14 protein-coding genes are annotated in these 23,804 nt (G+C 45.0%); 11 read left to right on the top strand and 3 right to left on the bottom strand.

What is annotated here, in order from left to right; genetic code table 11:
• Nucleotides 1-77: 77 nt before the first annotated feature.
• The 6 genes from JT717_RS24135 (at nt 78) to JT717_RS24160 (ending at nt 15,124) form a co-directional block, all read left to right on the top strand.
• Nucleotides 78-4,184 (top strand): hybrid sensor histidine kinase/response regulator transcription factor, encoded by a 4,107-nt coding sequence (locus tag JT717_RS24135; RefSeq protein WP_205513608.1) that lies wholly within the window; start codon nt 78-80, stop codon nt 4,182-4,184.
• Between the two features lie 287 nt (nt 4,185-4,471).
• A complete protein-coding gene (locus JT717_RS24140; RefSeq protein ID WP_205513609.1) occupies nt 4,472-7,327 on the top strand; it encodes a TIM-barrel domain-containing protein in 2,856 nt (951 codons plus the stop codon).
• Nucleotides 7,328-7,345: 18 nt separating this feature from the next.
• Entirely contained in the window at nt 7,346-10,528 is a 3,183-nt protein-coding gene (locus JT717_RS24145) for a SusC/RagA family TonB-linked outer membrane protein (protein WP_205513610.1), read from the top strand.
• An 11-nt stretch (nt 10,529-10,539) separates the two neighbouring features.
• Entirely contained in the window at nt 10,540-12,111 is a 1,572-nt protein-coding gene (locus tag JT717_RS24150) for a RagB/SusD family nutrient uptake outer membrane protein (protein WP_205513611.1), read from the top strand.
• An 85-nt stretch (nt 12,112-12,196) separates the two neighbouring features.
• The gene (locus JT717_RS24155) at nt 12,197-13,408 is read left to right on the top strand and encodes a glycan-binding surface protein (RefSeq protein WP_205513612.1); all 1,212 of its coding nucleotides are present in this window, start codon (nt 12,197-12,199) and stop codon (nt 13,406-13,408) included.
• Nucleotides 13,409-13,528: 120 nt separating this feature from the next.
• Nucleotides 13,529-15,124, top strand: coding sequence for a GH39 family glycosyl hydrolase (locus JT717_RS24160; protein WP_205513613.1), 1,596 nt, complete (start codon nt 13,529-13,531; stop codon nt 15,122-15,124).
• Between the two features lie 110 nt (nt 15,125-15,234).
• Here JT717_RS24160 and JT717_RS24165 read toward each other — a convergent pair whose 3' ends face one another.
• Nucleotides 15,235-16,131 carry a diacylglycerol/lipid kinase family protein gene (locus tag JT717_RS24165; protein ID WP_205513614.1) on the bottom strand — a complete coding sequence of 299 codons (897 nt, stop codon included), beginning with the start codon at nt 16,129-16,131 and terminating at the stop codon, nt 15,235-15,237.
• Between the two features lie 86 nt (nt 16,132-16,217).
• A complete protein-coding gene (locus tag JT717_RS24170) occupies nt 16,218-17,456 on the bottom strand; it encodes a cation:proton antiporter (RefSeq protein ID WP_205513615.1) in 1,239 nt (412 codons plus the stop codon).
• Between the two features lie 667 nt (nt 17,457-18,123).
• On the opposite strand from JT717_RS24170, the gene JT717_RS24175 reads away from it, so the two are divergent.
• From JT717_RS24175 to JT717_RS24185, 3 genes are read left to right on the top strand one after another with little or no spacing between them, the layout of a single operon-like run.
• Nucleotides 18,124-19,908, top strand: coding sequence for a serine hydrolase (locus JT717_RS24175; protein WP_205513616.1), 1,785 nt, complete (start codon nt 18,124-18,126; stop codon nt 19,906-19,908).
• Between the two features lie 3 nt (nt 19,909-19,911).
• Nucleotides 19,912-20,937: a sensor histidine kinase gene (locus JT717_RS24180; RefSeq protein WP_205513617.1), complete on the top strand. Its 1,026-nt coding sequence runs from the start codon at nt 19,912-19,914 to the stop codon at nt 20,935-20,937.
• The gene (locus JT717_RS24185) at nt 20,934-21,617 is read left to right on the top strand and encodes a LytR/AlgR family response regulator transcription factor (RefSeq protein ID WP_205513618.1); all 684 of its coding nucleotides are present in this window, start codon (nt 20,934-20,936) and stop codon (nt 21,615-21,617) included. The genes JT717_RS24180 and JT717_RS24185 overlap by 4 nt, the downstream gene beginning before the upstream one ends.
• 402 nt (nt 21,618-22,019) lie before the next feature.
• Here the strand turns inward: JT717_RS24185 and JT717_RS24190 are convergent, their stop codons facing one another.
• Nucleotides 22,020-22,433, bottom strand: coding sequence for a winged helix-turn-helix transcriptional regulator (locus tag JT717_RS24190; protein WP_205513619.1), 414 nt, complete (start codon nt 22,431-22,433; stop codon nt 22,020-22,022).
• Nucleotides 22,434-22,566: 133 nt separating this feature from the next.
• On the opposite strand from JT717_RS24190, the gene JT717_RS24195 reads away from it, so the two are divergent.
• Both JT717_RS24195 and JT717_RS24200 read left to right on the top strand, forming a co-directional pair.
• Entirely contained in the window at nt 22,567-23,349 is a 783-nt protein-coding gene (locus JT717_RS24195) for an SDR family oxidoreductase (protein ID WP_205513620.1), read from the top strand.
• Between the two features lie 22 nt (nt 23,350-23,371).
• Complete coding sequence (locus JT717_RS24200) at nt 23,372-23,737, top strand: nuclear transport factor 2 family protein (protein WP_205513621.1); 366 nt, start codon at nt 23,372-23,374, stop codon at nt 23,735-23,737.
• The last annotated feature ends 67 nt before the right edge of the window (nt 23,738-23,804 follow it).

The raw sequence follows: 23,804 nt of genomic DNA on the forward strand, positions 1-23,804 counted from the left end.
TGGCCGGTTTTGCCCGATGCAGTGCTGATTCCCGGCTGCATGGGGCAAAATGTTTTTCCTGAGTTAAACCCTTTGTGATGCGTTTGCTTATATCGATTGTGTTGGCCGTAGTTTCGCTTTCTGTGTATGCTCAAAGCGAGCACTATAATTTTTCCAAACTCGATACATATACCGGTCTTTCACATAACCAGGTTAACGCAATTTTGAAAGATCCCAGGGGATTTATATGGTTTGGCACCATGTCGGGACTGAATCGTTATGACGGATATTCTTTTAAAGTATACCGCAACAAACATAATGACAGCACTTCGCTGTACGATAATTGTATCCTCTCCTTGTACGAACTTCCCGATGAAAAAATGTGGGTGGAAACCAGGAACGGCCCCTGCATTTATAATTCGAAAACCGATAAATTTATTGCCGGTTATAATAATTATTTACAAGCCCTTGGTTTGCCTTCCGGAATTATTATCAATATAGTAAAAGGACATAACGGGCGGTATTGGTTTTTGTACGATAATCTTGAGCTATACCTGTATTCGGTTCCGGAAAAAAAAGCAATGCCGTTCAGACAAAAATTAAATATAAATCCCACTGATAAAATTTCTTCGCTTAAAGAAACCAGGGATGGCAGGTTATGGTTCGTCTGCAGAAATGGGCTATTGCAGGGATACGATCTAAGCTCCGGTAAAACCATATTCTCAGGTTTTCCTATCCGTCAATTGACTAAAGGCGAAAATGTTAATGGTCTCTTTACTGACAGTGATGGAGATGTATGGGTATGGGCTTACGGCCATGGCGCCTTTTTGTTCAATGCTGAAAATGGCCAGGTTAAAGCATTTAACGAAAGTTCCGGTCTCTGCCGTTTAAGTTCCAACCTGGTCAGTCAAATAGTTCAGGATGACAAAGGCCTGATCTGGGTATCCACCGACCATGGTGGTGTCACATTGATCGACAAAGCAAATGAGTTCAGAGCCAGTTACCTCATGAACAATCCGAAAGACCTGAAAAGCCTGAGTCAAAATTCCATCACGGCCTTATATAAGGATGATAAAGGCATCGTATGGCTGGGAACGTATAAGAAGGGGGTTAACTATTTCAATGGCAATATCGTACAGTTTCCTTTTTATCGTAACCAGGAATCAAATGTAAAAAGTCTTCCCTTTGACGATGTAAACCGCTTCGTTGAAGATAAGTGGGGGAATATCTGGATCGGGACCAATGGAGGCGGGTTGATCTATTTCAACAGGCAGAACAATACATTCAAACAATACCTGCACGATCCCGGCAATAAAAAAAGCCTGAGTAATAATGTGATCGTCAGCTTGTGTATCGATCACCAGGGTTTGCTTTGGATAGGCACTTATTTCGGCGGCCTTAACAGTTTCGACGGCAGGGAATTCAGGCATTACAGGCATAATGATCAGGACTCTTCAAGCCTGGCAAATGATAACGTGTGGGAGATCTTTGAAGACAGGGAACATAATTTATGGATCGGTACCTTAGGCGGTGGGCTCAACCTTTTTGACAGGAAAACAAACCGGTTTCAACAGTACCCTATCATAGGAGGGAAACCCCCTTATCCATCCAGGTATATTACGGCCATTCTTCAGGACCGGAAAGGAAATTTGTGGATAGGTGCAGAAAACGGCGTTGCTGTTATTGAAAACGGTACAAACAAGCCGGCTTTTTATCACCAGACAAATGATACAAATGGCTTAAGCAGCAGTAATGTTATTTGCCTCCTGGAAGACAGCCAGGGAAATATCTGGGTAGGAACCCGCGAAGGCCTCAACCGCTTTAATGAGCAAACGAAAAGTTTTCAGGCGTTCACCACATCGGATGGTTTACCAGATAATTTGATCCTGAATATTCTGGAAGATGATAATCGAACACTTTGGCTGTCAACGCCCGGCGGTTTGTGTAATCTCATTCCGAAACAAAACGGTAACCGGACGGCTTATTCGGTCATTTGTTACGATGAAATGAACAATGTTCAAAACCATGAGTTCAATGATAATGCAGCACTTAAAACAAAAGCAGGTGAGCTGATCTTTGGGGGGCCTTCCGGTTTCAATATCATTGATCCGGATAAAATAAAGATGCCGCCGGATCATCCTGAAATAGTTTTCACCGGTTTGCAGATACTGAATAAGGATATCGAACCCGGTGAATTGATCAATGACCGCGTTCTGCTACCGCAATCTTTACCCAACCTGGAAAGTATAAACCTGAAGTATAAAGAAAATGTATTCTCTATAGAATTTGCCTCACTCGATTTCGGCCATGGCGCCCGTGAAAAGTATGCCTATATGCTCGAGGGGTTCAATGCAGACTGGTTATACGCCAGCGGCAATCAAAGAAGGGCCACCTACACAAACCTTGGCCCGGGCCGTTATACTTTCAAAGTAAAAGTTTTAGGCCGGAATGGTTCATGGAGTGATGTGAATACTTTGCGCATTAATATTGAACCGCCATTTTGGTTAACTCCGCTTGCCTTTATTGTTTATGCACTATGCGCTGCAGGCTTCTTGCTCTTATGGCGTAAGATAGCATTGGACAGAATGCGTATGCGCTTTGAAGTTCGGCAGCAACGGATGGAAGCGGAAAGGGCGCATGCATTGGAACAGCTAAAGACAAAATTTTTTACCAATGTAAGTCACGAGTTCCGTACGCCCTTAAGCCTGATCATTTCCCCCCTGGATAAGATCATTGACCGGGCTGCCGACGAAGAACAGAAAAAACAATTGAATCTCGTGCAGCGTAATGCAAAGCGCTTATTGAACCTGGTGAACCAACTGCTCGATTTCCGGAAGATGGAGGTGCAGGAGATAAAACTGCACCCTTCAATAGGAGATATCATTTTATTCATCAGGGATATCAACCAATCTTTCCTGGATATTGCCGAAAAGAAAAAGATCCGGTTTTCTTTCTCGACGAACATTGAGAGCCTCGAGATTTATTTTGATAAAGATAAAATCGAAAAGATCTTGTTCAACCTGCTTTCCAACGCGTTTAAATATACGCATGATAACGGAATGGTAAGCCTCAACCTTGTGTACAACCCGGCTGAAAACGGCGAAGGCGATGGAATACTTGTCATAGAAGTAAAGGACACAGGCATCGGCATCCCTGCAGATCAGCAGGAGAAGATCTTCGAAAGGTTCTTTCAAACCGATGTGCCGGAAAGTATGGTGAACCAGGGCACAGGAATCGGACTGGCGATCACCAAAGAATTTGTAAGATTGCATAACGGTATCATAACCGTAAAAAGCGAACCCGAGAAGGGGACCTGTTTTTCAGTGATGCTTCCTGCCAGGAAGATCTACAGGCCCATCAACCGAACTGCCACTATCCCAACTGTTGAAGAGGAGGGGAAGCAAATAATACCGGAAGAAAGTCCAAAGAACGGTAAGAGGAAAACGATCCTGATAGTGGAAGACAATGAGGATTTGCGCTTTTATTTAAAAGATAATCTGAAAGGGCAATATCATATTGAAGAAGCCACCAATGGAAAGGAAGGTTGGGAAAAAACCAAACAACTGTATCCCGATCTGGTGGTTAGCGATATTATGATGCCCCTGATGGATGGGGTTGAACTGGCCAGAAAAATTAAAACCGAAACCCTCACGGCGCATATTCCCGTCATCCTGCTTACTGCCATGGGAAGTGAGGAAAAACAGCTCGAAGGCCTGAAAGCCGGCGTGAATGATTACATTACGAAACCTTTCACTTTCGATATCCTGGCTTCACGCATCAGGAACCTCTTGGCCCAGCAACAGCTATTGCAGAAAAAGTTCCATAAACAAATCGAGGTAAACCCGGCAGAAATAACGGTAACCTCTGTTGACGAAAAGTTCCTTAAACAGGCCTTGACCGTTGTTGAAAAAAACATGGATAACCCCGGGTTTTCAGTAGAGGATTTCAGTACGAACATGCATATGGACCGTTCCACCTTGTATAGAAAAATTCTTTCTTTGACAGGCAAAACGCCCATTGAGTTTATTCGTTCCATACGATTAAAAAGGGCTGCCCAGTTACTGCTGAAAAGCGGTATGTCCATCGCCGAGGTTGCCTATGAGGTGGGATTCAATAACCCCAAGAACTTCACGAAAACTTTTAAAGAAGAGTTTAAGGTTACGCCTTCACAATTTATAGCCAGCAAAAAGGAAGAAGACGTATAGTTACCGGAGAATTAGCGGGCTGGCCATTCAGGCGCCGGCGCTTTTTGCAGTCATTTCGGCAGAGCAGGCCATCAGTTGCCCGTCATCTCCGGCCGGCCTGAAAAACCGTTAAACGGCGGGCCTGCTGCTATCCCGCAGCTGCACGGGCGCCCTGAAAGTCTCTTTGGATTTTTTGAGAATCAATTGCCTGCATCATTGCAGGTCGCTATCTGCATCATTTGGCTCCCATGTTTTCTTTGGTGCTGCAATAGTTTTACAGCATTCGTTTAGACCAAAGATTGCTGTATATGAAAAGATACCTGCTACTGGTTAGCTACTTATTTGTTTTTGCTATTAATGACGTCTTGGCAGCGCCTCCATCCTATATTGAAACAAAGGACGGAGTACTTGTTTTTACTGACCCGGCTTTCACCGGTACCTCCAATGCCGTAAAACTTGAAGTGGTATCAGATAATATTATCAGGGTAATTGCCGCCCCGGGCAATGAAATAGCTGCCACGCAGAGCCTTGTTACTGTTTACACCAAAAGGCCAGGTCTTTCCTGGAATATCATTTCTTCAAAAACCAGCCTCCTCCTCAGAACAAAAAACCTCACAGCGGTCGTAGATCTGAAAACAGGCGCCGTTTCTTTCCGCGATTCGAAAGGTGAAAAAATACTCGCAGAAAAACAGCCGCTGGGCCGGCATTTTCAACCTGCAGTATTTGAAGGCAAACGCTCTTTTAAACTGGAGCAAATTTTTCAAACCACCCCGGATGATGCATGGTACGGATTGGGCCAGCACCAGGATGGGATCTATAATTACCGGGGTCACCAGGTTGATTTTTTTCAAAACAATACAGAAGTGGCCATTCCTTTTTTGATCTCCCGCAGGAATTATGGTATCCTTTGGGATAACTACTCACTTACGCGGGCAGGGGATACCAAACCTTTACACCAGCTTTCTGCCTTACAGCTGTTTTCAAAAAACGGAGAGGCGGGATGGCTGACCGCTTCCTATGCCAATGACAAATTACATCCGCAGCAGGTAATCACAGAAAGAGCGGAGACAAACATCGATATGCAGTTCCTGGGCGAATCGAAGGTTCAGCTTCCTGCCATGTTTGCGCCTGGAACCGGCGTCGTAAGCTGGGAAGGCAGTCTTGCCAGCAATCTTTCAGGTTGCCATCAGTTCCGGTTCACATTTGGCGGCTCGCTGAAAGTATGGCTCAATGGAAAACTGGTGCTGGATCACTGGCGAAAAGCATGGAACCCGGCGCCGGCCCTGATCCCTGTCCAATTAAAAAAAGGAGAAAAAATACCTGTCAAAATTCAATGGATACCCGAAGGCGGCGAATCTTATTGTTCTTTGAAATGGCAGGAACCATTGAGCGCAGCCGAACAGAACAGCTTTGGGTTTTCCTCCGAAGCTGGTCAGCAGATCGATTATTATTTCATCTATGGCACCAATATGGATGAAGTGATTTCCGGGTACCGGCATCTTACAGGCAGGGCGCCGATCGTTCCCAAATGGGCCCTGGGTTTCTGGCAAAGCAGGGAACGTTACAAAACGCAGGATGAAATACTGGCCACCGTAGATGAATTTCGTAAAAGAAAGATCCCCCTCGACAATATAGTGCTCGACTGGAGTTACTGGAAAGAAGCCGGCTGGGGCAGCCAGGAATTCGATGAAGCCCGTTTCCCTTCCCCCGACAGCATGATCGATGTATTGCACAAAAAGTACAATACCCGGCTTATGATCTCGGTATGGCCCAAATTTTATGAAGGCCTGCCAACCTACAATGAGTTCGACAAAAAAGGATGGCTTTACAAACGGAATATCGCCGACCGGCAAAGAGACTGGATCGGTAAAGGATATGTTTCCACGTTTTACGATGCATTCAATGCAGATGCCAGGAAAGGATTCTGGAATTTGATCAGCGATAAGATTTACAGTAAGGGAATTGACGCCTGGTGGATGGATGCAAGCGAACCCGACATAGTTTCCAACGTAAGTCCTGAAAAAAGAAAATGGCAAATGACGCCCACGGCATTGGGCAGTGCAGCCGAATACCTGAATGCCTATCCTTTGCAAAATGCAAAAGGTATTTATGAAGGACAACGTTCTCAGGATCCTGATAAAAGAGTATTCCTGCTCACCCGTTCCGGTTTTGCAGGGTCACAACGGTATGCTGCTGCCATTTGGAGTGGTGATATCGGCGCTACCTGGCAGGATATGAAGAACCAGATTGCCGCCGGGATCAATTTTTCCATGTCGGGCCTTCCTTACTGGACCATGGACATTGGCGGTTTTGTAGTGCCCGAAAAATTTGAAAGACCCGATGCTGAAAACCTGGAAGAATGGCGCGAGTTGAATACACGCTGGTACCAGTTCGGTGCATTCGTTCCTTTGTTCCGTGCACATGGCCAGTTCCCTTACCGCGAGATCTTCAACATCGCTCCCGATGATCATGCCGCTTATAAAAGCATTTTGTACTATAATAAACTGCGCTACCGGCTGCTGCCTTATATCTATTCCCTGGCAGGTGCAGCCTACCATGAGAATGGCACTATCATGCGCGGACTGGTAATGGATTTTGCAAAGGATACATCCGTTATTAATACGGGTGATCAGTACCTGTTCGGTCCTTCGCTGCTGGTTAACCCGGTGTACAACTATAAACAACGCAGCCGCGAATTGTATTTGCCAAAATGCGCAGGCTGGTACGACCTGTATTCGGGCAGGTATTATACAGGCGGCCGTAAAATAAACGTTGAAGCGCCATATGAACGTATGCCTGTGCTGGTAAAAGCGGGATCCATCCTTCCTTTCGGACCGGCGCTGCAGTACACGTCTGAAAAACCGGCCGACACCATTACCCTGAACGTATACGCCGGCGCAGATGCTTCTTTCAACCTGTATGAAGATGAAGGAACGAATTATGGTTACGAAAAAGGCGCATTTTCCACTATATCTATAAAATATAATGAAGCGGCCAGAACGGTTACCATTGGCGATCGCGAGGGATCGTTCAATGGAATGCTGCAGAAAAGAACATTTCGGATCAACCTCATAACACCCGCAAAGGCAAAGGACCTTGATTTTGATCTAAGGGGCGATAAGGAAGTGATCTATGAAGGAAAAAAACTAACGATAAGAATGTAGTCAAGTAAACATTTACATATGAAACGAACCAAAACGATTCGCTTGCGAAAACTGCTGCTATGGGTTTGCTGTTGCCTGATCACAATAAACAGCCTGGGCCAGGAAACTGGCCGCCCCAAAAAGATCACCGGAAAAATAGTCACTTCCGACGGCAATAAGCCTGTTCAGGATGCCACCATTTTCATCACCGCAACAAACGCCAGTGCCACATCCGATCACAACGGCTTCTTTACCATTGAAGCAAAAGAAGGCGATGTATTGATCATTAGCATGATCGGTTACCAGAAGAAAGAAGTAAGGGTAGGTAAGAATAACACCCTGGAAGTAAAGCTCGAACAAAATGTATTGAAGCTGGATGACGTGGTGGTTATTGGTTATGGCAGAGCAAAACGCAAAGACATTACAGGCGCCATATCTTCCGTTACCGGCGATGAGATCAGAAAAGTACAGCCGGTTACCCTCGACCAGGCCCTGCAGGGAAAGGTGCCCGGCGCTGTGGTGCAACAGGTATCCGGACAACCGGGTGGTGCAGTTTCTATCCAGATCCGCGGTTTGTCTTCCTTTGGCAATAATCCACCGCTGTATGTGATAGACGGCGTTATTATCGGCGGAACCGGTGTCAGCGGAAGCGGCAGTAACCCCCTGGCCGGTATCAATCCTTCTGAAGTTGAATCGATCGATGTGTTGAAAGATGCTTCGGCCACAGCCATCTATGGTTCACAGGCCACCAATGGGGTCATCATTATCACCACGAAAAGAGGCCAGGTCGGTCCGCCAAAAATAACCTACGATGTATATGCCGGCCAACAGCAATTGCCGAAAGACTATGCTACGATGAACCTTCGCGAATATGCGCAGTTCATGAACGAAAAATCGGCGGTGATCGGTTATGATCTCCGGCCGCAATTTACCAATCCGCAATATCTCGGCGAAGGCACCAACTGGCAAAAGGTGTTATTCAGAAATGCCCCTATGCAAAATCATAACGTTACGGTAGCCGGTGGCGATAGCAGAACACAATACCTCTTGTCCGGTTCTTATTTCCAACAGGAAGGTATTGCGCTGGGATCCAACTTCACCCGCACATCTGTGCGCCTGAACCTCGATAATAAAACTACCAATTGGCTCAAGACCGGCATCAGCCTGCAGTTAGCCCGTATAGGAGAAAAGGTGAACACTACCAACTCGAACGTCATACAAACAGCCCTTATGCAAACGCCTGACGTAAATGTGCAGAACGCCGACGGAAGCTGGGGTGGTAATGACCCCAACATATATGGCGCCTATGCCCAGAACCCCTATGCAATAGCGCTTATCATAAAAGATCAGAAAAAAAGGAACCAGATTTTTGGAAACGCGTATGCTGAAATAAGCTTTACCCGCGACCTCTCGCTGAGGAACGAAGTATCGGGAAGTTTTGATTTTGGAACGCAGGATCACTTTACGCCTACTTACACGATGGGCAATGTGGTGAATAAAGTTAATTTCTCCACGTACAATTACGGGCAGAACTATTACACCACACTCAGGAACTATTTGACGTATAGCCGTCTCTTTGCTACTAAATATAATGTAAATGCCTTACTGGGGCACGAAGCACAGTTAAGCACATTCGAAAATGTTTCGGCCACCCGCAAAAACTTTCCTTCAAACAATGTGCAGGCGATCAACAGCGGCGATGCCACCACGGCAACCAATACCGGCGATAAAGGGCAAAACGCGCAGGAGTCGTATTTCGGGCGGCTTAATTTCGCGTATAACGACAGGTACCTGTTTACGGGAAATATCCGTTACGATGGCTCTTCGAAATTTGCACCTGGTAACCGCTGGGTAGCTACCTGGTCTGGCGCCCTGGCCTGGAAGATCAATAACGAAGATTTCTTCAGGCAGGTAAGCTTTGTGAATGAACTGAAGCTGCGGGTAGGGTATGGGCTCACCAATAACCAGAATATTGCCGATAACAGCTATGTAGCTTCTTTAAACACCGTTTCCACCGGTTTATCGGGTATTGCCCAGTTGGCGGGAAATCTACCAAATCCCCTGGTACAATGGGAGAAAACTAAATATTCAAATATCGGTCTCGATGGTGCATTGTTTAACTGGAGGATCAGCTTTTCAGTAGATTATTATGACCGCAAAACAGATGGCCTATTATTAAGCCTGCCCCTGCCTTTATACTCTGGCAGCGTACCTTCTACCGGTTGGTCGCCCGGCTCGCTGTCGGCCCCTTACAAGAACATTGCAGCGGTCAGCAACAAAGGATTTGATCTGCGCATCAGTTCCGTGAATGTAAGGAACAATCATTTTTCCTGGAAAACCGATGTGACCGTATCGCATAACACCAATAAGATCCTGGCGCTTAATTCAGAGGGAGCGGCATTGTATGGCTACTATGGAAATACGATCGCTGCGAAATCGGTAGTAGGCCGTTCCATAGGGGAATTCTGGGGATACCAGACAGACGGACTATTTACCGGCGCAGAAGACTTTAAAACCCATCCCGCTATTCCGGTGAACCCTACTACCGGCGTAAAAATACCTATAACGCCCACTACAGGTGGTGTTTGGTTAGGGGATGTTAAATTCCGCGATCTCAATGGCGATACCCTTATTGACCAGCGCGATCAAACCTATTTAGGTTCTCCGATCCCGAAATTCCAGCTGGGTTTTAATAATACTTTCTCATATAAGAATTTTGATCTGAACCTTTTCTTCAGCGCCAATATCGGCAACAAGGTATTGAACACATTGCGCATCACCGGCGATAATCCCAATCAGAACTTCGGTTATTTTAAATCGGTGCTCGACTATGCGCGGCTCGAAATGATCGATCCGAACGGATCTGCAACTGATGTGAATAATGTATACGTGGCGAACCCCTCAACAAAAATTGTAAGAATAAGCCAGAGCAGCGGTAACGACAACGAGCGTATCTCTGACCGGTTCATTGAAGATGGTGCATTCGTACGGTGTAAAAACATCTCTTTGGGTTATACATTGCCCGCCAGGCTGCTGGAAAAAGTGCATATGCATTCGCTGAGGGTATACGTGAATGTGACCAATGCCTTTATTATTACAAACTATAAAGGTATGGACCCCGAGATCGGTTCCTGGAACCCCCTCCTGGCAGGTGTAGACAATGGCTTTTATCCCCAGCCACGTGTATTTACAATAGGAGCAAACCTCGCATTAACCAAGTAAACAAGATCAAGATGAAATCAACATATAAGATATTTATTCCACTGCTGTTTGTGCTGGCAGGTATAGTAAGTTGCGGGAAGCGTTTTCTCGACCGCCCCTCGCTCTCACAGGTTACATCAGATAATTTTTATAAGACCACGGCTGATCTAAGGCTCGCTACAGCCGCCCTGTATGGCGGTCCGATCTGGTTCGACTGGAATTATTTCCCTTACCTGGGAATTGGCGATATCTTAAGCGGCAATCTGCTGCAGCCTTATAATGCCGACCTCGTACAGTTCACTACCTTTTCCATTACAGGCGACAACAGCCAGCTTGCCAATACATGGCGTGGTTTTTTTAAGATCGTAGCGCAATGCAATGTTACCATCAATGCCATCAGCGCAAAGGCGCCTGCCAGCATTCCTGCTAAAGATGTGAATGCGGCACTGGCCGAAGCCAGGTTCATTCGGGCTACCGCTTATTTTCACCTGGTACAGTTATGGGGAGCAGTACCGGTAATAGAAGACAATACCAAATTGATAGATTCCCCATTATTACGCCGTAATATGGTGCCCGATGTATATAAGTTCATTGCTTCCGATTTAACCTTTGCGGCGCAACATCTGCCCGCTTCAGATGCAGCAGGCAGACTAACTACCTGGTCGGCCCAGGGCATGTTGAGCAAAGTGTATTTAACCTGGGCAGGTCTCGACCAGCATATAACCCGTGACCAGGCTTTGTTAGACAGCGCGAAGCTATATGCAGGCAATGTGTGCAATAAAAGCGGTTTAACGCTTTTGCCCAGCTATTATAATTTGTTCAGAACCCAGTACAACGATAACCCGGAATCTTTATTTGCATTGCAATGGTCGCCGGGCGTTGGTTATGCATATGGCAATGCGCTCCAGGCGCAATTTGCGCCCAGCAGCGACCTGGTAACAGGCAGTGGCGGCTGGGGCGGCGCCATCGGGCCCACCTACGACCTGTATACTTTATATACACAACAGGATTCAATACGGCGAAAAGCGTCTTTTATGCTCACCGGCGATTTTTATCCCGAACTGAATGCAGCCGGTGGTGGCTACAAAGCAACCGGATGCAATCTTAAAAAACATATTGTGGGCACCGCTGCCGATAACAATTCACCAACCATGGATGGCTGGTCGTCTATCGAGCATAATGCTATTCTGCGTTTAGCCGATGTGTATCTTGTATATGCAGAAGCCATTTTGGGCAATAATGCTTCTACCACCGATGCGGAAGCCCTGAAGTTCTTCAATAAGGTAAGGACCAGGGCGGGCGTAGATCCGGCACCATTGATCACGGCCGATACGCTGTTCAGGGAAAGAAGGATTGAACTGGCCTATGAAAGCCACTTCTGGTTCGACCTGGTAAGACTTTCCTATTACAACCCGCAAAAAGCCATTGATGCTATCAATAACCAGAAGCGGCAACTGTTTACCTACAGCAATGGCATTGCTACACCAACCCCTTACAATGTAGCCATTACGCCAGCCACTGTCAACACATTTACATTGCCTCTTCCGTCTACCGAACTAACGGCCAATCCGAAATTGTCGGAGCCGCCGGTGGCTTATTATTAACCAGCTGGCCACACATGTACTATGCGGATAGAAGTGTGTGGCATCCCTCGGTGGGTTTTCCTGTCAAACAAAAAAAGTGATAATAATGAAAAAGATATTATATAGATCTGTTCACTGCTGCTTACTGTTATGCCTGCTGGTAATAGCTGCATCGCTGCCGGCATGCAAAAAAGAAACCTCGAATACGCCGGTGATAACGGGCGTACGCAATTTTGCGCTTGCTCCCGGCGACTCAATACTCAACAGCATGATACCCGGGCAATGGATCGTGTTGCTGGGGCATAATTTGCAGGGGGCTACGCAAATATTTTTCAATGGCGTGCCTGCTTCTTTCAACAGTGCCCTGTTCTCAGACACCAGCGCCGCCGTACAGGTGCCAGCGGTGATCCCTTTTCCTTCCATTGCTGCTGATCAGCTCAATACAATACGGTATGTTACGCCCAACGGATCTACTACATTTTCATTCGATATAGTGGCGCCGCCACCCACTATAGAAAGCGTTTCAAACGAGAATGCCAATGCCGGTGATTCTGTTCGCGTATATGGGTTGAATTTCTTTTTTATAAAAAGTATCACATTCGCCGGTTCGCCCGTAGCCGCCTGGCAGGAAGCCAATGACGGCACATCGGTAGGGTTTATTGTGCCTTCCCTCAGCCAAAGCGCACCATTGGTGATCACCACGGCATCTGGTACTGCGGCTACTGTATATAATATGAACGATGTTAAGACCGGCGCCCTTTGCAATTTTGATGATGTAAACACCTATAGCTGGGGAGCCACGAGTACCAGCAACAACAACTCGCTTTTTACCGGCAACAGGGGTAATTATGCGATCATGACCGATCCGCCATTAAATCCGAACGAGTGGAGCTGGTGGAATGGCGGGAGGAGCATCAACACCAATAGCGTTCAATGGGTGCCAACCGATAGTTTGAATGTGCCAATAGGTGATTATGCGTTGAAGTTTGAAGTGAATGTTCCAGGTCCCTGGAATGGCGGGTCTATTTTTGTTGTAAAGGACTATAATACCGCCTATGTAGGCCGCTATGAGCCCTGGAAAGATGCAGACGGAAACAACTTTAATTATTCGACCACAGGCTGGCAAACCGTTACTATCCCGCTCTCGATGTTCCTTACGAATAATGGCACCGGTACAGCAGCGGCTTCGTTGACAGCGCTATTAGGCAGTTCCGCTTCTGGCAGTGTAAATATCTGGCTGATCAATAATTCCCCTTCGGCCACCGCCACGGGATTCAACGCTGCATTTGACAATATCAGGGTTGTAAAGATCAGGTAATATAAGAACACATTTTTGTACCCCTATGAACGCTGAAAAAAAGGAGATCGTAAAGCGTCCCGATGTAATCGGGGCGCTTTTATCGATCAGGAATTGCAATAGAAGATATAAAGGTTTTATATGAAACAAAACAGGATCATTTTATTTGTGCTTGCCGCTGTGGCAGGTAATTTTGCTTTTGCCCAAAACAGAGCTGGCAAAAAGGTGGAAATACCCGAAAGGCGAATCAGTATTGATTACAACCGGCAAAAAGGCCCTTTGAACACGATGTTCAAAGCATGTGTAGGCGCCGGCCGGGCAAATGAAGGTTTGCGGGCCGACTGGCAGCAGCAACTGGCATATGTGAAAAAAGAATGTGGATTCAGGTATATCCGGATGCATGGGCTTTTAACAGACGATATGGCTGTTTACAAAGAAGATAAACGGGGGAACCCGGAGTACAATTTCATGTACATCGATGCGCTGTTCGATTTTCTGCACAGTATAGGCATGAAGCCTTTTGTAGAACTGGGCTTCATGCCCGGAGCGCTTGCCAGCGGTGATCAAACAATTTTTTGGTGGCGGGGGAATGTAACGCCGCCGAAAGATCACGAAAAGTGGGCTGGCCTGGTTCGAACGCTTACCCAACATTTCACAGAACGTTATGGTGCCGATGAGGTAAAGACCTGGTATTTTGAAGTATGGAACGAACCCAATTTATCACCCGGATTCTGGAGCGGAACCCAGGAAGATTATTTCAAATTGTACAAGTATACCGCCTTGGCAGTTAAAGATGTGAACAGGGAATACCGCGTTGGTGGACCAGGAACGGCTGGCGCCGCCTGGGAACCTGAGTTGATTGCCTATTGTCATAAGAATAATGTACCCATCGATTTTATAAGCACCCATGCCTATGGAGTAAAACAGGGATACCTGGATGAGTTTGGTAACTCAGGAACCGTACTCGATAAAAATCCTATGAGCGTTAGTGCAGATGTGCTACAGTCGCGCAAAGAGATCGCAGCGTCACCATTGCCGCAGTTGGAACTGCATTACACGGAATGGAGTGCATCCTATACGCCGGCAGATCCTATTCACGACAGCTATCACGAAGCGGCTTATGTGCTGCAAAAGCTGAAACAGGTTGGCAATGCAGCAAACTCCATGTCGTACTGGGTGTTCACCGATATTTTTGAAGAAGCCGGGCCGCGCTTTACCCCTTTTCATGGCGGCTTTGGCATGTTGACCATCCAGGGCATTAATAAGCCGGTGTTCTATGCCTATCAGTTCCTGAACCGGCTGGGGAATATCGAATTGCTGAATACGGATTCCGCTTCCTGGGTATGCAAAGATGCATCCGGGAATATGCAAATACTGGCCTGGGATTTCACCAACACCCATCCCGGCGATTCAGTTCATAACCAGGATTATTATATCCGCGACCTGCCCGCAAAAACTAAGGGAAAATTAAAGGTCAATATTGCGAATCTCCCGGCCGGTATGTATTCGCTTGAAGTGTATAAAGTAGGTTACCGGAGCAATGATGCTTATTCCACCTATTTGTCGATGCAAAAGCCTTCGCAGCTTAACAGGCAGCAGGTAGAACAAATAAAGAAAGAAAATAATGGATCACCGGTGTTCACAGAGATCATTTCAGTAAACAGCGGGATGATTTTTTTAAAGGAGCTGGAGCTGAGAGAAAATGATGTTTATTTTGTGAATGTGGTGAGGTTGTAAAACCCGGCTATAAGTCATCGGTCCTGCGGGTCAACTCCGTCTCACTTCGATTCACGTTGCCTGCGGACTGTTCTCTTTAAAACAGTTACTTAACCAATTTACACAATGAATTAAACATTACCGGTGGGAACCAGCAGCTCCAGAAATTTTTCCTTTATCTCAATAAGGATGTCGGTCTCCTTCTCTACCTTCAGGAGTTTATCGTCTGCATGAAGATGTTTGCCGTCAAACCTGATCTTTATCTGTTTACCTTTTAATGTATGGAACTGGTATTCGTCCTCACCATTCGCCAGCTTCTGCAAAAGATATGCAGCAAATTTGTCCTTATGGGCCTCTGAGATCAGGATCACCTCCAGTTCTCCGTCACCAGGATTTGCGTAAGGGTCCAATACCAGATTCGGCCCAATGGACCGAATATTCATTACTTCCACCATATAAAACTTGCCGGAATGGTCTGTGCCGTCGATTTCCAAATGACATTTGCGGGGCTCATAAGATAACAGTATCTCATATAAGATCTTCAATGCTCCTTTTAGTTCGTCTTCCGGAGCCTTGTACTGGATATCCCTTTTTTTCATTTCTTTCATAAGGTAGGGAAAGATGCCAAAGCCAAAACCTTCCAGGAAAAAACTTTCTTCCGGCACATTGTATAACCAGCCAATGTCTATTTTTTTTATGGAGGCCGATTTCCATGACCGGATGATTTGTTTGGTAGCGCCGCTTATCTCAAGTGATTTGGCGATATTATTGGCCGTTCCTAGTGGCAGAATGCCTATCGGGATATTATGCTTTTGTTTAAGCACTTGCTTTATCACTTTTCTTATAGTTCCATCGCCGCCCGCAATGGCAAGTATATCAGCATGGTAATCAATATCCTTCCACTCTTGTTCCTTTGTAGAGTAATATCTACACGAAAGACCTCCTTTTTCGATCTGTTCCACCAGCTTTTCGCGGCTATGCTCTTCATTTCCTGCTGAAGGATTGTGTATCAGTATTACCTGTTTCATTGTCTTTATACTTACATAATATAAAAGCATACCAGGCTTCACTCAGTACTGTTAGTGTGTCCTTGCCGGATAAAAAATAGGTGCCCTCAATTGATCTTACTTTTTTTTCGAAAATTTTCCAGTTTGCTGATCGCTGCAGAAGCAGTAAGGCCGTGGATAACAACAGAGAGCAGAATAACGAATGCAACAGTTGACCACATTGATGTAAGCCAGGGCAAAGAAATTTGTTGCGTCGCAAAGCTCATATAATATAATGAGCCAACACCGCGAATCCCAAAAAAGCTAAGGAAAGACCTTTCCCGGAATTTCAGTTTTGTTCTGCTAAGGGTAAGCCATGTGACTATTGGGCGTATAATGAGTAAAAAGCTTACTCCCAGAATAACCTGAGGCCAGCTTAGGTGGTTCAGTATTCCGTTTACGAGGCTTCCCCCAAAAAGTAGCAGTACAATGGCCACCAGCATACGTTCAATTTGGTCGCTGAAAGCATGCAAAGTGCGATGCAGCGCGTGGCCCATCTCATAATTTCTAAGCGTTACGGCACATGTGAAAACGGCAATAAAACCATACCCGTTCAATAGCTCGGTACAGCCGTATACAACCATCGTAATGGAAAGAGCCACAAACCCGTCCTCGATGCGTGCCGCCCGGTATTTTTCTGGTAATGAGAACAAAACGTACCCGAACACCTTTCCCAGGAGGAACCCAACTGCCAAACCACAAAGCAGCTTATACAGAAAGTAAAAGCCAGTCCATTCCATCCATGCGCCTGGTTCGGCAAATGAACCGGTGGCCATTAAAATGCCGAGCCATACAAAAGGAAAGGCTGTTCCATCGTTCATTCCGCCTTCAGCAGTAAGGGTAAACTTTACAGTATCTTTTACTCCTTCATGTGGGGGCTCAACCTGAACATCAGAAGCAAGCACAGGGTCAGTAGGTGAAAGTATGGCGCCTAGCAGCAAGGCCGAGGCAAGATCCATACCGGTGACTGCCCAGGCTGCCAAAGCCGTAACTGCAATGCAGCTTATCATACCCACACTTACCAGTCTTAATGGGTACCTCCATTCCTTAAAAGAGAATGGCTGATCGATCTTGAGTCCCGATCCCATAAGTGCAACTAAAACAACGGTTTCGGTTAAATGCAAGGTAAACTGAGAATAATAGAGTGGATCTGCATATGGCAGCATGGGTACTATTGAAAACAGTAAGATACCCAAAAGGATATACACTATTGAGTAGGAAATACGAATGAGGTTACTGACGGTCGGCATCCAGGCCATACCTAAAGCAGCAATACCTATTGTCACCACCCATACCAGGTATTCCATTTATTTATTTAATACGTATTTATGCTAAAAATGGGCCACGCATGAAATATGAATCTCTCCGAAAAAACTCAATAATAATTGAATTAAACGGTTTATTCCCTCTATACCGGTATGTATCTGCTACAGCTTATGGAGGTTGTCTTTTTGTTTTCGTTTTGGGCTGGCGATGGCGGTAGTTTATCTTTCCGTACAGCTTGGCACAGAGCTAACGGTTAACGCCCGCGACCACATACCCGAACGAATATGCGGTCTAAACCGCAGGATATATTTTTGTTGAGAAAAATGCTTTTTTGCCGCTGAAATCAAACTTGGACAATTTCTTTTTTTATGAGAGTGAGCAAATATTAAAAATGGTAGAGGCGCTGTTAGCATTAGCCGTTTTGGATCACTGAAAAATATGGATCGACAAGTGCCCGTTGCCGTTTGCTGGTCAGGGGAGTGGGGTATACTTATTGGCTGGAGACCAGCGACAGTCAACCGAAATTTGATTTCTCTGATAGTATTTAATACGAGGAAGTATAAAAAAGCCTGTAGATCATTGCAATTACAGGCTGCCATCGATAAATTTTGCAGGCTGATAATCTCTTTTTGCAGGAAATAATGAACTATACGCAGAAGCAAGTTTGCACAATCGGTTCCGTGAGCCAAATTGTTGCAAAATAAAGATATGCGACTTTCCAATGCCAAACCTTTCTTTCAAAGCTTTATAGCAAGTATATTTTTTTTATTTTGTAATGAATGCACAACGGCGCAATCAACTATTGGCCTCGACAGCATATTACTGCGCATGGTGCAAAAGAGGGGAGAGCCGGGCATTGCTGTTGCTGTTATACAAAAAGACAGTTTAATTTATGCCCGCGGATTTGGGTACCGCGATTTTCAACGGCGCCTACCCGTCACTTGTGAAACGGTTTTCCCGGTTGGTTCCATAACCAAAGCTATGACGGCCGCTTTAATAGGCTCCCTGAGCCCCAACATTACACTGGATGCTCCGGTGCGCAATCTTTTGCCGGAATGTAGATTTTACAACGAAGAGATGAATGAGCGAATAACAGTCAGAGACCTGCTTTGTCATCGTAGCGGGCTTCCACGCCATGAGTTTTCCTGGTATTTTTTGGCAGCCCGCACCCGCGATAGCATGATCCAACGTTTGGCATACCTTGAACCCAATGCAAGGATCGGGGAAAAGTGGCAGTACAATAACTGGGGTTACTTTTTGCTGGGTATGATTGCTGAGAAAGTTTCCGGTCTGCCTTATGAAGCGGCCATCCAGCAATACATATTAGGACCTTTGCAAATGCGAAGAAGCTATTTCTGGCGCGACAGCCTGTTACAGGACAAAGAAGCAGCGCTTGGTTATAAAACGGTTAATAACAAAATAAGACAAGTACCTTACCATGCTACGATCCAACTGATGGCTCCGGCAGGAGGGCTTAACAGTACGGTGCTGGATATGGCACGCTGGTTATCATGTTGGATAAATGGCAATGCCATCATCCCGGCTCCTTTTCGTGCACAAGCCATTTCATCGCAAATTGTCACGAAAGCCGCACTACCCACGAAAGATCAGCCAGACTCGTATTTGTCCAACTATGGTTTTGGATGGTGGTTGTCAAACTACCGGGGACATTACAGGGTAGAGCATGGCGGCAATATTGATGGGTTTACAAGCAATGCCTGTTTTTTTCCTACAGACAGCCTGGGTATAATAGTGCTCTGCAACCGTGACGGGTCTGAGTTGCCCGCTCTCGTGCGCAATACGATCGCCGATTATTTTTTGCAATTGCCTGCCATAAGCCGATCAACAGCATCGAAACCAAGCAGGAACAATTACAAAAATCTTTCAAAAAAAACGTCCGCTGCAGAAGAAGTCATTCCTCCTACGCATCCGTTGGAGTGTTACGCTGGTTCTTATGAACATCCCGGTTATGGCCACCTCACTATTTCGCAACGGGCTGACTCCCTTTTTGCCTACTTGGGCACCCACACATGGTGGCTATGGCCACAGCAGTATGACGCATTCCGGGGAGTAGAATTTACCATTGAAGAGTTGCCCGATCTTAACCAGCCAACACAGCTTTTGCAATTCCAGATGCACCCGAATGGATATATTGAAAGTCTTTCCATACCTTTTGAGCCAACTTTAGCACCAATACGGTTTATGAAACAGGTTTTATCGCAACCCCTAGCGCAACCAGCATTTAAGACTTATACAGGTTGCTATGAATTGGTAGGGGATACTATCAATGTATCTTTAAAAGAAAATGGCAAATTAAATCTGTCGGTTTCTGCGACGGAGTACTATCAGCTGCTTCCCATAGAGGAAAACGTTTTTATACTTTCCGGTGAAAAAGGAAGCTCGATCAGGTTTTTAAAGGACAGGAAAAATGCGGTAACAGGTTTTTTGTTACAACTGCCGAAAGAAACGCTAAAAGCCACGCTAATCAAATAGTTTATGAATCGATATGCTGTTTTTATTGGCCACCTGCTTTACTGGGTGCTATATGGATGCCTGTGTATTTTTCTCCTCTTTCTTGGCCGAGGCGGAAAGAATATGTTTTTAGATGAAGATGTGCTGGCTTATTTGTTTGTTTGTCTTCTAACCGCCATGCTTTCGTTTTATCCATTTTACCGGATATGGTTCCTGCGCTACCTGGCGTTAAGGAAATTGAATGCATTTATAATAGCCGGCCTGCTTACGGGTGCCTGTGTTTCCCTCTTCATGACAGTCCTCATTATTGGTATCCTTTATTATTTTACGAATGTCATAGAAAAAGGATTGATATGGCCTTTTTTAATCGTCTTCTTCCTGTATTCCCTGGTGCATGGCATTGCGGCCACCGCGCTCAGGGGATTTTTTCACTGGTACCTGGAACTGCGCGCAAAAGAGGCGCTTCAAAAAAAGAATCTTGAAACAGAATTGGCGTTATTAAAAGGGCAATTGCAACCTCATTTTTTGTTCAATACGATTAACAATATAGATGTGCTTATTGGAAAGGAACCAGCTAAGGCATCTATGTATCTTCAACAGCTTTCCGGGATGTTGCGATACATGCTTTACAAGGGGGCACTGGATAGTATTCCCCTGGAAGAGGAAATACAATTCGTCCGGTATTATATAGAACTTCAGAAAATCCGAAAAACTTCCGATGATTGGATAAAGCTGGAGGTTGAAGGCGATATGAGCGACCTCAGGATCGCCCCCTTATTATTTCTGCCATTTATAGAGAATGCCTTAAAACATGGAGTTACAAGCGAAGGGGCGGAACCGATCCTGATACAATTACAGACAAAAGAAAGAATGGTAAACTTTTATTGCCGGAATAATTATTCTGTCAATAAAGTTACTTCAGCCGTGGGTAGCGGCCTTGGATTGCCCCTGGTGCGGCAAAGAATAGAATTACTGTATTCCGGGCGTTACAGCTTGGAAGTTCAGCCCCTGCAAAATACCTTTATTGTCAAATGCAGCATCAACTTATGAAACAATTGAGTTGTATTATAATCGAGGATGAACCGCTTGCAATGCTACGTACAAAGGAGTACGTGCAGCAGATCCCTTTTTTGCGCTTGTTGCAAACCTACGACAGCGCTTTGAAAGCGTTGCCTGTACTGCAGGGAAACGAGGTGGATCTTCTCTTTTTGGATATTCAAATGGAAGGGCTCACTGGTATTCAGTTGCTACAAGCGCTACCTCAGCCTCCGCGGGTCATTCTAACTACAGCTTATGAGCAATTCGCGCTTAAAGCATTTGAAATGGAAGTGGTTGATTACCTGCTTAAGCCTTATTCATTTGAACGATTTTTATCTGCGGTATTGAAAGCACAGAAGTGGATACAACCCTCTTTAAAAAATATACCAGGCTATTTGTTTTTCAAAACTGCTTACCGCCTGGAAAAAATTAACCTGGAAGACATTCTTTTTATTGAAGGTGCACGGGATTACCGGAAAATTTACTGTATAAAGGATAAACTTTTAACGTCTGAAACCTTCGGTGATCTGGAGGAACGTTTACCCTCATCTGTGTTTTGCAGAGTTCATAAATCATTTATAGTATCGCTTTCCAAAATAGAAGCTGTAGAGGGCGATCGTATTCTCATAGGCAAGGAAAGAATTCCTGTTTCTGAAACCTATCGGAAAGCCTTTTATAAGGCGCTTTTGTAGTGTTGTGCTGAACAGATAATATTAGAGGAGAATAAAGAGCTTCACAAGAATACTTCGAACGAAAAGCCCCTTAAAATCCAATGACTTGAAGGGGCTAATAGATTTAAGTCGGGCGGCTGGACAAATGTCGAACCAGTTTATAGAAACCCTTGTTGAAATTCAAGACTTAAGTAGTAATCAATATGTAATGCCAGGAGACCGGTTCGGCCAGAGGAGCGAACGAATACATGCACAATGTGGATGTTGTCATTGAAATACCTGGGGAGGGCAAGGCCGTACAATTCGGACGTTTTAATCAGGGCAGCAAGATTGATATTTTTCCAGGGGCAATAGCTGCCTGAATTTCAACCAGTTTGTGTGGCTAATATGGAGCAGTAATGATGGAGTCTTGCATTAAATTGCTTAATCATGTTTGATGGCTTTACGTTGTTTAATACTGTTATAATTCTCTGCATGCAGTTTTGTTTTACTATTTAGGATAAGATCACGTAATCTTTTCTCGTTTTCATTGCCCCATTTACCTAAAGCCCCAATGATAGGAATTATTGTTTTTCCAAAAGGTGTCAAAGAATATTCCACTTTTGGAGGAACCACTGCGAACACTTTCTTTTTAATTAAGTCATGAGCTTCGAGTTCGTTTAGCTGTACATTCAAAACTCTTCGTGAAGCATCTGGGATTTTTCTTTGTAATTCACTCGGACGCTTATGCCCTTCGTTAATAAACCAAAGTAAACGGATCTTCCATTTGCCATACAAAACCTCGCCTATCAGGTCAAGGCCGCAATTCAAATTTAAAGGAGTTTTTCTTTCGCGCATTGTATAAAAGTAACCTAATGTTCTTATAAATACAATATGGGACAAATTTATCCCTATGCAATTCGATTCCCCGTAATTGTTTAAGCAGCTCATACGTCTGAAATTGCAGTATCAATTTAATAAAGAAAACAGTATGAATTACAACAATGAGTTAAATGGTAAAATTGCATTGGTAACAGGAGGAACAAAGGGAACCGGAAGGGCAATTGCAGAAAGGCTGCTACAGGCTGGCGCATCTGTTATTATTACTGCAAGAAACGCACCTGAAAATCTCACCAAAGATCTGCATTTTATTTCAGCAGATTTGAGTACGGAATCGGGAACACAAAAAGTGGTGAACGAAGTCTTGTCAAAACACAAAAAGCTCGACATCCTTGTAAACAACCTGGGAGCATCGGAAACCCCGGGAGGTGGTTTTGGGGTTTTGACCGATAAAGACTGGGAGAAAACCTTGCAAACAAATCTGCTGGCACCAGTGAGATTAGACCGGGGATTTTTACCGCAAATGCTTGAGCAGAAAAACGGGGTGATCATTCATATTGCTTCTATCCAGGGGCGGCTTCCCTTATATGATGCAACGCTTCCATATGCGGCAGCTAAGGCTGGCCTGATCAATTACAGCAAAGGGTTATCGAAAGAGGTGACTTCTAAAGGGGTGCGGGTACTGACAGTTTCTCCAGGATGGATCAGGACTGAAAATGTTAAATATTTTCTGGAACGGATCGCCCAGAGTTCAAATTGTTCTATTGAGGAGGCTCAACAAAGCGTTATAGATGCCTTGGGTGGAATACCCTTCGGAAGACCAGCAGAGCCCGAAGAAGTAGCTGAACTGGTTGGGTTTCTGGTTTCTCCGAGAGCGAACTATCTAACAGGGACAGAATTCGTCATCGATGGCGGCACACTACCAACAATTTAATATCCAATAAAAATAACAAATCATGAATTTACCAAAAGTAATAGCTGACTTAATAACGGCTCAAAACCAATACAACAGTCTAGCTTATGCTAACTGTTTTACTGAAACAGCTGTTGCGTTTGACGAAGGGAAAACGCATACTGGAAGAAAAGCTATCCAGAAGTGGATAGAAGAAGCAAATAAAAAGTATAAATCGGTAATGAAGCCTCTGTCAATAGCTCATGAAGGTAAAACAAGCGTTTTATCTGCAGAGTGTTCAGGAACATTTGATGGAAGTCCAATTATCTTAAAATTTCATTTTGATATAAAAGATGGACTTATTCAAACTGTAACCATTCGGTCCTCGACATTACCAAAGCAATTACCAAGGAGCATACATTTGCATTAGTTCTTTGAAGCTATTGGAATGGGAGTAATTAAAAAAAAGGAGATACTTAAGGTATTTGTGCCTGTTG

Origin of the sequence: Longitalea arenae (genome assembly GCF_016924755.1) — a bacterium.
Lineage (GTDB): Bacteria > Bacteroidota > Bacteroidia > Chitinophagales > Chitinophagaceae > Niastella > Niastella arenae.

What these genes read in the sequence shown, in the direction of transcription:
- JT717_RS24135 (WP_205513608.1), top strand. Translation starts at nt 78, where the DNA reads ATGCGTTTGCTTATATCGATTGTGTTGGCCGTAGTTTCGCTTTCTGTG.
- JT717_RS24140 (WP_205513609.1), top strand. Translation starts at nt 4,472, where the DNA reads ATGAAAAGATACCTGCTACTGGTTAGCTACTTATTTGTTTTTGCTATT.
- JT717_RS24145 (WP_205513610.1), top strand. Translation starts at nt 7,346, where the DNA reads ATGAAACGAACCAAAACGATTCGCTTGCGAAAACTGCTGCTATGGGTT.
- JT717_RS24150 (WP_205513611.1), top strand. Translation starts at nt 10,540, where the DNA reads ATGAAATCAACATATAAGATATTTATTCCACTGCTGTTTGTGCTGGCA.
- JT717_RS24155 (WP_205513612.1), top strand. Translation starts at nt 12,197, where the DNA reads ATGAAAAAGATATTATATAGATCTGTTCACTGCTGCTTACTGTTATGC.
- JT717_RS24160 (WP_205513613.1), top strand. Translation starts at nt 13,529, where the DNA reads ATGAAACAAAACAGGATCATTTTATTTGTGCTTGCCGCTGTGGCAGGT.
- JT717_RS24165 (WP_205513614.1), bottom strand. Translation starts at nt 16,131, where the DNA reads ATGAAACAGGTAATACTGATACACAATCCTTCAGCAGGAAATGAAGAG.
- JT717_RS24170 (WP_205513615.1), bottom strand. Translation starts at nt 17,456, where the DNA reads ATGGAATACCTGGTATGGGTGGTGACAATAGGTATTGCTGCTTTAGGT.
- JT717_RS24175 (WP_205513616.1), top strand. Translation starts at nt 18,124, where the DNA reads ATGCGACTTTCCAATGCCAAACCTTTCTTTCAAAGCTTTATAGCAAGT.
- JT717_RS24180 (WP_205513617.1), top strand. Translation starts at nt 19,912, where the DNA reads ATGAATCGATATGCTGTTTTTATTGGCCACCTGCTTTACTGGGTGCTA.
- JT717_RS24185 (WP_205513618.1), top strand. Translation starts at nt 20,934, where the DNA reads ATGAAACAATTGAGTTGTATTATAATCGAGGATGAACCGCTTGCAATG.
- JT717_RS24190 (WP_205513619.1), bottom strand. Translation starts at nt 22,433, where the DNA reads ATGCGCGAAAGAAAAACTCCTTTAAATTTGAATTGCGGCCTTGACCTG.
- JT717_RS24195 (WP_205513620.1), top strand. Translation starts at nt 22,567, where the DNA reads ATGAATTACAACAATGAGTTAAATGGTAAAATTGCATTGGTAACAGGA.
- JT717_RS24200 (WP_205513621.1), top strand. Translation starts at nt 23,372, where the DNA reads ATGAATTTACCAAAAGTAATAGCTGACTTAATAACGGCTCAAAACCAA.